Here is an 11,634-nt window from a genome sequence, read left to right as displayed (position 1 = left end):
TTTATATTTCTTTTCATAAGCGGCCGGCCATTATGAAGAAGGCCTACTAATTTGTTAACCCTTAAGAACTGCTATAATGCTTTTAGGGGTGTGTCAGGACAATAATCTGTTGTCTCCAATGGAAGCAAGATTTTCTTGCTGGTCTCTAACTTCAGTAGACCTACTGCGAAAGAGGTTGATAAAGAGAGTAGAAAAGGTTAAAATGTAATCCTTGTTATATACTAAAAGGAATAAGTATGCATTTAACCTACACCAGAATAAGCAAGTACCCATACAATTTTAGAAGAATAACTGGATTGAGGCTAGAAACATTTGATAAATTAGTTCAAAAAGTAAGGCCTGTCTTTGAAAAGTTAGAAGCGAGCAAGCTGCGCCATGGACGTCGGAGCCATTTACCTACCTTAGAGGATAAACTGCTCTGTGTTTTGGTATATTACCGCACCTATATTAGCCATGTATTTCTAGGCTACTTATTTAACTTACACAACGCTAACATATGCCGCTTGCTAAGAAAAATGGAGCCCTTACTAGCTAAGAAAATTAGCATTAAAAAAGATAGGACTTTAACCCCAGACAAGGTATTGCGCATATTAGCAGATGTAAGTGAACAGCCTACGCAAAGACCTAGTAAAAAGCAAAAGAAATCTTATTCAGGCAAGAAAAAGAGACATACCATAAAAACAGAGATAGTCATCAGAGAAGATGGGAGAATACTGTCTGTCTCCAAATCACATAAAGGAAGAGTGCATGACTTTAAAATCCGTAAAGGAGAAAAACCCTTACCTAAAGAAAGCTTAAAGCTGGCAGATAGTGGTTATCAAGGCTGGCAAAAGCTACAGAGCAATGTAATGATACCCTACAAAAAGAGCCGTAAGCGGCCATTAACCAAAGAGCAAAAAGACCATAACAGAAAGCTAGCCTCCATACGCATGAAGGTAGAGCATAAGATAAGAGAGATCAAGGTATTTAAAATTATGGCAGAGGTATACAGGAATTTTCAGAAAAAATATAACCTTCGCTTTAACATTATATCCGGGCTTATAAACTTCAAGTACGCTTTTTAACAAATAATGTCGCTAGAGCCAAGCTCCCTTCTTTATTTTATTTAAAATTCTACTCTATTTTACCTCTTTCGCAGTAGGTCTAGTAAAATCCATGAAATGGTTTACTATAACCATATTTTGAATACCTTTCTTCCACTATCGCTCGGCTGTGCCGAGTGATGATTATTTACTCTCCTCAATCACTTGGCTGTGTCGAGTATTGCCTATTATTGGTCACTCGGTATAACCGAGCGACTGTCAGGACTTCCTGGCCACGCGCTCTTCTTATTACCTACTTGCAATTACTTAGCACAGCCGAGCGGTATATATTTGTCACTCGGCATAACCGAGCGACTGTTTTGATTAGGCATCAATACATATCCTAAAATAGCTGCATTATATTTATTCGAACAAAAATTAAGGCTTTCTGATAGGATAGACATGGAGTTTCCAATATTAAGCAAGGGGAACCAATTATGGCAGGTAGTGGTGATAAAAAATATATTCTTATCATGATATAATTGCTTGTTTCTTAATCCCATGTCTCAAAAATAGGAATATTATTGTGTCAGGAGGGAACTCCTGACACCACCTTGAAAACTTTTTCATACTATCATACTTATACTCTTTTCACAACCACTCGACATAGCCGATCGGTATATATCTGTCACTCAGTATAACCGACTGATTTGGGTGATTTTTAGGGATTATAGCTATAATTTGTTGCCTTTTATCCGTAAACTAGGATTGTCTGGGTCAAAAACTGAGTCTAACCTATCATCGCCTGGCTTGTTCCAATTAAACAAACTACCATATTTATTATAAAACGGCACAGCTTTGTTCATTCCATGGGCATACCTATCTTGCCAATTACTTATATCACCTGAAAATTTTAATGGCCCGCCTATTGGAAACCTTCTATCAAAAATTAAACCCAATGTCGCTTTCCAGCCTGTACCCTCTGCTAATGACTGTAAGGTTTTAATAGTTTCAGGAGTCTGCCGTGCATATATAGGTTGCACAACATCTCTTTGTTCGTGGGTTAAAGTAGCTTCATTCCACTTTCTGGCTGCGTCTCCTTTGAGAACTGGACCATTGTACAGATCTCTTAAATTATCAAACACATCATCAAAAATCGCTTTATTCCCCTCATTTGCAAATTTAATTATTTGATCATCTGTTAATGAAGCTACTAGCTTGTCATCCATTAATGACATTTGCTGTGCAATTATATAGGCAGCGCCTGCCCATTTTGTTTCAAAACCTTTTGCTTCAATTTGCTTCTGAAACCAACCGTAAAAAGCTACTCTTTGTGTAATTGTAGTATATTGTAAGTTGCCATCTTTTTGCTGAAGATTAAATGTATTAGCTACGCTCCAAACATCCGTTTTGTTTTCTCTATCACTTTTCAACCAATGACCCTGGCTTCCAATTTTGTCAGCAGATAAAGCTTTATTTCCTACATAAGCTTTATAGGCATCATAATTTTCAAATTCTAACGCTCCTGTTGGGTCATGCAAGTTCACAGGGTTATTACCGACATATCTATACACATTTACCCCATCCCCAATCCCAATAGGATCTGCACTACACCACCTACCCAACCATGGCACATAATAGCGTGCACTATGGTACTCCAAACCTGTTTCCTCATCCCGCTCCATACCCGTATAGCGGTAGCGCTTGGCGGCAGCTTTAATGGCAGCGTTGTTGGCCTGGTAGGCAGTGGTGCCATAGGGGTGGTATTCTTCATAACTGATTACCTGGGCACTATCGTCTAATTCTAAGGCTGCAGAACCTAAATGGTTATGCAATTGGTAGCGTACTAGATGTTTTTCCGTACCGTCGTCTATATCGTTACGAGTTTCTATCATTACAAAGCGATGGCCTTCATCCATGAGGCTCAAACTAGTTCGTTCTAAGCCTGCATGGGTGTTACTATGTTTTTTGTAGATCTCGTAGCCTGCTATATAAATCCGCTCTTCTTTTTTGGTAGGGATAGCTCCAGCATCCGCTTGATTTTCAGTTAATTTTCTTATTCGTTGCCCTTGGCCATCGTACTGATAATAAGTGGTCTCAGGAGTACCTCCATTGGTTCGGCGTTGACGAATGGTTTTGACTACTTCCTCTTTAAAATTCCAGCCCATATCTTCCAAATGTGGCATAGCAATCATATAGCCATGTTGAGCATGGTGAGGATAAGTATAAGCCCCTGAAATTACTTCTAGGCTGACTTCTGAGCATATTTCTGGACATTCTACTAAGTTTGCTTCTGAACATACTTGTGAGCCTACTTGGGTACGGATAAGCCTATTGTTCATGGCTTCGTAGGTATAATTTCTTGTCCAGTTATTGCCACAGGCAACATGTTTCATTTGTAGGATATTTCCCACTGGGTCATATTGATAGCGTTGGGTATAGTTGCGTACTGCTATCGGGTCACCAACATTGACTTGATGCTTAAAAGGGGCATCGTTCCAGTTGTCTTGGCTACCAAAGGTCAAGGCAGCATTATTTTCCCGGCCGGTGGCTTCCACCAGGCGATAGAGGGCATCATACGTATAGGACGAAATACCCGTTATTTTTTGGTTATTAAAAAATACCACTGGGATGTTTTTATCTTCAATATGGGTAATATTACCTACCGGATCGTACGTATAATACCAATCCTGCAGCGGGTCGTTGTTTTTCCGTTTGCTTTCTAATCGTGTGATCCGGAAGGTTTCTTCGTCATAATAAAATTTGGTTGTTACGTCATTTCCATAGATAATCTTATTGCGTTGGCCTTTTTCGTTGTAGTCTATGTCTTTGATATAGGTAGTAGTAAGGGCAGGATTGGCATGGGTAACACTTTCACTATTGAGTAAGCCTGCTTCATTATAGGAAGGAGTAATGATGCTTCCATCAGGAGCTGTTTGTCGGGTAATTCTGCCCAATGCATCCGTTTCTGTAGTGAAATCATAGCTGTCGGCTTCTAGATCAGTAGCTAGGTTGGCATCTATCCAGTTAGCTACTTCTTTGTATTTCCTAAATACTTTTCTGGTAGTCAAAGGCGGTTGTCCTTTGAAGTCATATGATGGAGTATGTATTAAACCACCTGTGTCATAGTGGCGAACGATCCGGCCTCTCACATTTCTCAATTCAGCATTAGACTCACTTTTCTCATCTCCATAAAAAATCCTGTCAAAAATATGATTAAGTGCTATATTCCCATCTCCACCTAGCACTTTGCTGGAGGTAGGGCGGTGCAAGATATCATAGAAATACTGAAACTCATGGTTACGTTCATCATCCCAGGTGCGTAAAGGATTTCCCATAATATTAGTAAGCAACCAACGCTGCCCAGCATCCATGCTGTTTTGATAGACCATGCTGCCCAGCATATCATATTTGTATTGCATTACTGTATTCTTACGGTCATCGGTTATGCTTCGCAAATTGCCTTCGGCATCTAACTTTACGTGGGTATAGCAAAGATCGTTATCCCCTGAGTCAATTTTCTTGTTATGATCAATAGACAATACTGGCCTACCCAACGTATCAAAGTGCTGCACATTGGGTGTATGCGCATGCTTGGCTGCTGCTTCTGCTGCTTGCTTTTCTTTGATAGGGTCTTTGCCTGCCTCCTTTAATTTATCATCAATTAGGCGATTAAAACGCTTATGGTACCAGGAAGACTCCAATACCGTATCATTCTGGTCATACATGCTTTGTTGCCAGGAATCGAATTCAGTTTTGGTGAATGTCCCATCTGGCATTTCTGTTTTGATCATTCGCCCCATGGCATCGTAATACAGCAGCGGTGTAACCCCTGTTTCCACCAATTCCTTCAGGTCTTCGTATTGATGCGTTACAGAGAAATAAGGCTCGTATTGTTTTACGGGATTTCCTTTGTTGTTCAGTACTGTTCTGCCATTACCTATCCAGCGAAGTTGCTGAGGATTTAGCTTAGCAGTATTAATTTTATCAATCGAATATGAATTATCAGCATGGACGGTAACCTGCTTGGCTAGTCCTAGTTCTGCCTGTACTTTTCTCATCACCACTTGTCCCAATCCATTGGAATATTCAAAGCTAAGCTGAATAGGCGAATCATTTTTCTTCTTAAAGTGTTCTTCTCGAACAATAGAAGCTACTACTACAGGTTTTCCAGTATGCTTATAGACATCAAAATCATAGACAAATCGGGCGGTGGCGTGCTGCAACAGAGTTTTTCCATGGGCGGTCAGCATATTAGAGGCTGGTGCAGTCAAGAAACTGCTGATTAAAGCACTTTCAGCAGGATCTGTAAACTCATTTAACCCAGCTAGGTCATCAGATTCATGAACTTTTTCATTATTTTCTTCGTGGACTTTACCACAAATCGCCATAGCCTTTACCAAACCTAGTTCATCCACCAGTACTTCCGAAAAATTCTCATTAGGATCTTGCATTCGTTTGGGTGAAAGAGTACGAAAATTAAACTCATCCACCTTGGTCTTATTGCCTAATGCATCTTCTGTTTCTTCAATAAACAAGAAGTAGTTGCCGTAATACTTTACTTTAGTGATAGCTCCATAAGGATCAGTATAGGAAATAGGTACATAAAAACGGTTTTGGGAATCGCTTGCAGTTTCGGCTCCTTGGATAAATTGTGTTGTGCCGGAGCGTATCCACCAGTTATTATCTCCTTCACTATGGGTGAATTTGCCTTCCTCCATCAGGGCGGCATCTACTTTTGTACGAAAAATATCGTTCAATAAATCTGGTGTATAGGCTAATTGATAGCTTTCAAAAGGAAAGGCCAAAGAGTCGAGGGTATGGAGCGGTAAGGCTTCTTTCAGGTTGTTGTTATAATAAGTAGTGCGGATGTGCTCTATAAGTCTTCGTTGGGCTTTTATTACCTCTCCAGTTAAAGGATCTTTTAATAAAGGCTTGTCTAATTCATGATAGAGCGCAACATCCGACTTGGCATCTGTAAGTATATTTTCAAAATCACTCACGGCGTAAAAAGTACCTGCTTTTTTAACCTCTTTCAATTGAAATGTTTTCACTTCGGATGGTAGCCGAAGTCGATACATATCATCTTCTATCTTATCATTGGCTAACTTGTTTCCTATCTTATCATTGGTGAACTTATTTTGGGTATAGATGATGATGGGTTTTCGCTGCTCTTGTTGGGTTTCTGAAGGTAAAATAGTATTGGGTATCAACCGGGGATAAACTACTGATGCGGACTCCAGCACGTTGCCGTATTCATCCAGTTGAATGTTCAGGTTATGGGCAATACGGGGGGCCGCTGTATTCCGCTCATAACTATAGGTAATCGCTTCGCTTTCTTTTACTACAAATACCGCATGTTTATTCTGTCCTTTGGGTTGCAGGAGCTCAATCACGCAATTATGCGTAGCAACAGAATAAGGGGTCAGCGCTCTTTTTACTTGTTCAGGAGTAGCCCCAGACAGCGGCGCATCTTTGGCAAAAATTTCTGAACGTAAAGCCATGCTTTTGCAGGCGCGTACTGCTTCTTGCCATTCCTGGGCACTTAGTTCCTTAATGATGGAATTGTCTAATCCGGGGGCAGCTATCAGGCGAGCATCGGGTAGAGAATGTTCATGATTGACTACATCAATAAAGCCTTGCCGAATCATTTCCTTATACCAGTATTCGTGTTCGAATTGATTAAGAATTCTTTCTCGGCTTAGAAATGCGCCAGTATGAAACCAGGACTTGGTAATAACAGGTTCTTGATGAAGGGTTTTGTCAACAATATTACTATTATTGCCTTTTACCCAATGTTCAAAATGCTCTGCATCGGTTTGCTCTACCATCCCGAAGCCTCTGAATTCCCGTTCCGCATGGTCATAATAACCGTGATGGTATTTATAAGTATTCACAAAACGATAACCAGAAATCGTATCTCTTGTTTCTATTTCGGAGATGCAGTGAACAGGAAAATGCAGCTTGGTTACCCAGGGTTTTCCGTCGCGTTTATCTTCTAAGTAAAATTGAGTGGAAGGAGTGTATTTCAAGGAAACTTCTTTACCTAAGTTGTTCTTGTAACCCACCATAATATGCGGTTTCTTACTGCTCATCAAATCAATGTATTTCAAGGGTGCCTGAGTATCTTTAGGCAGGTTACTTGACCATACGATGCAGGCAACGCCATTTCCCAATATATCGGTTACAGTTATTTTGGATTGGTTGTGAATTTCAGGAAAAGCATCTATTTCAAAGGGGGTTCTACTAAAGGCATTTCCGCTTAAGTTCATCCAACAGGTGAATGTATTCTTGCCTAAATAAATGATATCCGTGGTGCCGGAACCATCAATATCAGCTAACCTTAAATAAGCTGGATCAAAGGCACCTAGTTGGTCAAATACTGGAGCATGGTCCATACTTACTTTGGCGCCAAATTTTCCATAGCCTAGGTTAGGCCAATAACAAACTTCATTATTGCGAATCCGCACAATATCAGACATTCCATCACCTGACATATCTGCTAGAAAGATAGTTTGTGTAGGCTCAGCAAATACGATATGAGGGCCTTCTTCTTCATCAAATGGTTTAACCGTTTTGCAGCTATGTTTAAAACCTTTTCTGCCAACTGATTCATACCAGGTAAATACGTGGTCTTCTGTAATTAAGACTTCAGGCCTTCCATCGCCATTTAAGTCAAGCATCCGGGTATTGGGATCTGCTAGGTTAATGTTGGGTAAGTTGTCAAAACTTCGGAACGGTTGCCATTCTTCCTCATCATTTAGCTCAAAGAAACCTTTTGGTTCACTACTAAGGCTGACTAGTTGTTTACCTCCATCAGCATCTAGGTCCATTAATTGTAACGAATTGCCCAAGCCAGCGAATGAGGGCTTAGGAGCAACTAATTTGGCTTGCTCAAATTTCCCGCCTCCCAGATTATGTTTGTAATACCAGCCTTCTCCCTGTTCGGTAAGTATGCCTGATAAGCCTTCATTAAATAGGTCAATAAACTGGTATGACGGTTCATCCAGGCCAGAAGGGGCGTGCACTATATCGTCAAATGAAATGGTTTTTAGGGTGGGATTCCATTCATGTTTTTGGTAGATAAATTCTGTAGCGGGGAGGTGTTTATGGGTATAATTCCCGGTAGCTTGCTTAATGTAGCCAAATGCTGTAATGGATTTTAGGAACGTAAAACTTTCTTCGGTAGCCGTATCATATTCAAAATTCAGGGATCTTACTAAGGCAGAGCCACCATGGAGTTCATCAAAATGATGGAAAAGTAAAACCCGCTTACATAAGCGGGCAGTGCGAATTTCAAAACCTGGTTTGTAATCGGAAAAGGCATCTTTTCTAAAATCCCATTCTTTTATCTTATTATAAGGAGCATCGGGGTTATATTCTCCGTAATCAAATAGAGTTTGGAACAGGTAATCAGTCTCTTTCGGATAGGGATCATGGAAGCTTTTGTAAGGCGTTTTGTTACCGTACAAAATTTTTTCTAGGTATAAATTGGTATAAGTAATGTGTTCATTCTGAAAACGGTTGCAATTGTGTAACTGTGCATGGTCAAAACCTGCCTTATCTTCTTTTTTGTAGATGTATTGCGAACAATTTCCTTTGTCGTCAAAAACAAATTCAGGCAGCCATTCAAAAACTCTATTCATGTCATTGGGGTCTGCAATTCTCGAATTTACACTCCAACCAAAAAGTGTAGTCACATTTTCCCTTGTAATGACCCTCCATTTAATTTCTCTAGAAGATTTGTGCGTCCATTTTTCAATGTGGGCAAATAACCCTTCTATACGAGGTTTATAAAACCTGATCGTATAGGATCTATCCAAAGAATCTTTTTCATCAATAACATAATTCCCCTTAGCATCTTTGATAAAATAGATTATATAATTTCCATCAGCATCTTTGCTCAAGCTGCCATCAGTTTCCTTTTTATATTCCTTTTTATAGACCGGAACCAAATCCTCCGCTTCAGAAAAAAGGAAGGTATCAGACTCTATGGCATCGAAATATTGGGGAAGTTCTTTGTCAGTTTTTCGTTTTATGGAAGCAAGCCCCATTGCCCAACCTAACCCAAAAACGCCATTACCGCCTCCAGAATTGTAAGCTAAACTGAGAGATGGAGTAACACTCCGAGCCTGCGAAAAAGGCAAAGGAATTGTGAATGAAGCCGTACCATTTACTGCATTCACAGAAAACTTTTCATCGATACCTTTTATGGCACCCCCACCTTTGGGCAAAGCAATAGATGGAATTTCAATAGTATTCGATTTAGTTTTCCCTCTATCCGTTTTAAGAAATTGGGATTGGGAAGATGAGGTTTGATTTTCTAATTCTTTGTTCATCGTTCATCTTGTTTTAAGTTAATATCAATAGAGCAATGGGTAAGAAAATGCTAACCGTACTGGTTCCGTTGATTGCAATACCAAAGGAGTATATGCTAGCTCTTGATCACCCCGTAGGGATTTATCAAAAATAAGCGATGAAGGTATATTGATAATCTCACTAGCTTTGCATTCCTTCGAGAAAGAAACCTCTGTAGTACTATCTATCAATTCAGTCGATAAGGTTACTACTTGTTCTGTTTTAGTATTCTCTTTACTAACTTCCTCTTGTATAGTGATGTTAAAGTTGCCAAAACTCATTAGCAACTGGCTAAAGGGTATTAAAATGATGGGGGCACTGTACATAGTTTACTGTTTTTAAACGTTAATAATTAACTAATTAAAAATGTGGTAATTATGTATGACCTATATTTAGATAATTTATTTCAAACATGCAAGAAATAATTATAAAAAATTATAATCACCTAGCTAGCCACAATTCTATTATCAAAAATTATTGTCACCTGCTAAAGTATATGTATGCGTTGTGGTTCTGGCAAGCATGTTTTCAAGGCGAGTGCTAACTATTTTATCATTAATCATATAGCTTTTTTTTTAGGGGCCAATAATCACCCTCCTACTACACTCCGAATACCTGTACTCCAACTCTTGTGCTACCTCGATTAGTTTTAAGTAGAGCTTGCCATCAATTAGGCATGAAATGTATATACATTAGTGCACACATTCTTTATACTAGATACTAGCCATCAAAGAGTACATGCCAACATTAATTTGCTTTACCACAAGAAGCCAGCTTAAGTGTGTGAATCAATGATGCTATAGCTTGGAGTGGCATTCCTACCTAATTTGAGACGACTCTTTTCCACCAGGGATCGCATTACTTTCTCCCAAATGCCTTCATCCTTCGCTCGTTTGTAAAAGCTATAGACTGTTTTCCAAGGTGGGTAGTCTTTAGGTAAAAAAAACGCTATTGACAACCTGTTCTAATGATATAAAATACTGCATTGATCAACATGCGTTGGCTATACTTACGGCTCTTGACATAATTCCCTTTATCAAAATAATCTTTAATTAAAAACCATTGCTTGTCGGTTAAATCGCTTAGATAGCTTATCATATACCTCCTTTGGCTTAACTATTATTCCACTATTTTAATAATCAATTTTATCTAATCTATGAAGCCAGCTTCTAAGAGGCTGTCTAAAAAGGGTAATTTAGATAGGAAAAGCAGACAAAACTTTATAAAATTAGTTAGTGAACTTTAAACTAACAGCTATGCCATACACTAGCGATTTAACAGATAAGGAATGGGAAGTGTTAGAACCATTAGTTACTTACATAGGTCCTTGCCGACCCCGTAAATACACTATAAGAGAAGTATTAGATGCTATTTTCTATTTAGAAAAAACAGGCTGTCAATGGCGCATGCTACCTGCCCATTTTCCACCCTGAAAAAGTGTTTATGACTTGTATTATCGCTGGCGAAGAAATGGTAAATGGGACTTAGTCCATGATACACTTCGAGATCAAGTACGAGAAAAGTTGGGCAAACAAGCCATACCTAGCGCTGCCATTATGGATAGCCGCTCGGTTAAAACAGCACAAAAAGGGGGTCGAGAGGCTATGATGCAGCAAAAAAAGTAAAAGGCCGTAAGCAGCATATTATTGTTGATACGCTGGGGCTTATACTTTGTGTGGTAGTACATTCAGCTCACTTATCAGACTCAAGAGGATGTCATCTTTTGCTTATTCGCCTTTTTAATACATTCCCTTCTATTAAACACATATGGGTAGATGGAGGATACCAGAAAGGATGTATAATGTGGGCTTATGGGGTGCTAGGTTATACTTTAGAAGTTGTACAACGGCTCTCAAATGGGTTTCATATTCTAAAAAAGCGATGGATAGTCGAGCGTACATTTGCTTGGCTGAGTTTTTCTAGGAGGCTCTCTAAAGATTACGAGCATAATCCCAAGTCTTCTGAAACACATATTAAAATTGTTATGATTAGAATCATGCTTAAGCGGCTTTTATGACTCCATTTTGGCTTTTTAGACAGCCTCTAAGAGATACCCATTAAGATGATGTTACGGTAGATAGAGCCAAGATCAGTACCAGCCATCTCGAGCATATGCGAAGCAACGCAGCAATGCATGATGGATTAGCTTATCTAGCTATTTTGTAGTTAGATTGATTGCTGGTTCCTTATTAGGGCTAGGAATGATTGCAAGGGATTAAGGTGTCTAATGCTAGTAAATATAAATTTCTAGGCT

5 protein-coding genes and 1 pseudogene are annotated in these 11,634 nt (G+C 39.3%); 2 read left to right on the top strand and 4 right to left on the bottom strand.

Annotation, left to right across the window (positions count from 1 at the left end; genetic code table 11):
• The first annotated feature begins 236 nt into the window (after positions 1-236).
• Complete coding sequence (locus AASI_RS07260) at positions 237-1,064, top strand: IS5-like element ISCaa6 family transposase (RefSeq protein ID WP_012472753.1); 828 nt, start codon at positions 237-239, stop codon at positions 1,062-1,064.
• Between the two features lie 281 nt (positions 1,065-1,345).
• Here the strand turns inward: AASI_RS07260 and AASI_RS08905 are convergent, their stop codons facing one another.
• The 4 genes from AASI_RS08905 to AASI_RS08475 form a co-directional block, all read right to left on the bottom strand.
• The gene (locus AASI_RS08905) at positions 1,346-1,486 is read right to left on the bottom strand and encodes a hypothetical protein (RefSeq protein WP_187146268.1); all 141 of its coding nucleotides are present in this window, start codon (positions 1,484-1,486) and stop codon (positions 1,346-1,348) included.
• Between the two features lie 270 nt (positions 1,487-1,756).
• The gene (locus AASI_RS07255) at positions 1,757-9,361 is read right to left on the bottom strand and encodes a SpvB/TcaC N-terminal domain-containing protein (RefSeq protein ID WP_012473449.1); all 7,605 of its coding nucleotides are present in this window, start codon (positions 9,359-9,361) and stop codon (positions 1,757-1,759) included.
• 24 nt (positions 9,362-9,385) lie between these two features.
• The gene (locus AASI_RS07250; RefSeq protein ID WP_012473448.1) at positions 9,386-9,706 is read right to left on the bottom strand and encodes a hypothetical protein; all 321 of its coding nucleotides are present in this window, start codon (positions 9,704-9,706) and stop codon (positions 9,386-9,388) included.
• Positions 9,707-10,328: 622 nt separating this feature from the next.
• A complete protein-coding gene (locus AASI_RS08475; RefSeq protein ID WP_083758863.1) occupies positions 10,329-10,478 on the bottom strand; it encodes a transposase in 150 nt (49 codons plus the stop codon).
• A gap of 158 nt (positions 10,479-10,636) precedes the next feature.
• On the opposite strand from AASI_RS08475, the pseudogene AASI_RS08470 reads away from it, so the two are divergent.
• A pseudogene (locus AASI_RS08470) lies at positions 10,637-11,397 on the top strand (IS5-like element ISCaa9 family transposase).
• Positions 11,398-11,634 lie beyond the last annotated feature (237 nt).

Origin of the sequence: Candidatus Amoebophilus asiaticus 5a2, from assembly GCF_000020565.1 — a bacterium.
Taxonomy (GTDB): Bacteria; Bacteroidota; Bacteroidia; order Cytophagales; family Amoebophilaceae; genus Amoebophilus; species Amoebophilus asiaticus.
This window is presented reverse-complemented; position numbering and strand designations above follow the sequence as displayed.